Source organism: Mesorhizobium sp. M7A.F.Ca.CA.004.06.1.1 (assembly GCF_003999135.1).
Taxonomy (GTDB): Bacteria; Pseudomonadota; Alphaproteobacteria; order Rhizobiales; family Rhizobiaceae; genus Mesorhizobium.
The window spans coordinates 1-1,163 of record NZ_RZPQ01001160.1; the positions used below are offsets into that span (position 1 = coordinate 1).

Below are 1,163 nucleotides of genomic sequence, written 5' to 3' on the forward strand. Positions count from 1 at the left end.
CGGCGTGTTCCGCGCCGACACCGACGCCGGCGAGCAGCCACGAGCCGTCCTCGCGCTTGACCGCGTTTTCCTCATCGCCGGCGTCGGTGTCGGCGCGGAACACGCCGGTGATGGCTTCCAGAATGTCGGCCGGGGTGACGATGCCTTCGAAATGGCCGTATTCGTCATGCACCAGCGCCATCGGCACGTCGGATTCCTTCAGCTTCTGCAGCACATCCAGCGCGTCGGCCTGGTCGTAGACGATGGGGGCTGCGCGCACATGCCTGCGCGGGTCGAGCACGCGGCCGGCAAGCAGTGCGGCCAGCACGTCACGCGTCTGGACGACGCCGACCATGACGTCGACGCCGCCGTCGCCTGCCGGCAGGCGCGAATGCTGGGTTTCCATGAGCAGCTTGCGGATGGCCGCCTCGTCGGATTGCAGATTGATCCAGTCGACTTCGGTGCGCGGCGTCATCACCGCGCGCACGGCGCGGTCGCCAAGCCGCATGACGCCTGCGATCATGCGCCGCTCGTCGGATTCGATGGTGCCGTGATGCTCGGCCTCGGCGACCAGCATCTTGATCTCCTCATCGGTGACCTTCTCCTCGCTTTCGCCGCGCTGGCCGAGCAGCCACAGGATGGTGCGGCCGGAGAAATCGAGCAGGAAGACCAGCGGCGCCGAAACGGTGGCGAGGATGGTCATTGCCGGAGCGACCCTGGCGGCGACCCGCTCTGGGTCGCGCAAGGCGATCTGCTTGGGCACCAGTTCGCCGACGATCAGCGAGAAATAGGTGATGATGGCGACGACGATGCCGACGCCGAGCGGATCGGCGACGGTCTCGCGGATGCCGGTCGAGGCCAGGAACTGCGCCAGCCGTTCGCCGAGCGTGGCGCCGGAAAAGGCGCCGGAGAGGACGCCGACCAGGGTGATGCCGATCTGCACCGAGGACAGGAACTTGCCGGGATTGGAACCCAACTCGAGCGCGCGGCCGGCGCCATTGATGCCTCGGTCGATCATCGCTTTCAGGCGGGCCGGTCGCGACGAGACGATGGCAAGTTCGGACATCGACAGAAGGCCGTTCACACAGATGAGGACGACCACGATAGCGATTTCTACGTATAACATGAGCGGTCAATAGCATTGCGGCGCGGTCTTCGAAAATAGTCCGACGTGATTTTTGAGA

1 protein-coding gene is annotated in these 1,163 nt (G+C 65.5%); it reads right to left on the bottom strand.

Annotated elements, in window-relative coordinates; all coding sequences use genetic code 11:
• Positions 1–1,105 (bottom strand): hemolysin family protein (locus EN906_RS34765; RefSeq protein ID WP_164777641.1); only part of this gene is annotated, 1,105 nt, incomplete at its 3' end.
• Between the last annotated feature and the right edge of the window lie 58 nt (positions 1,106–1,163).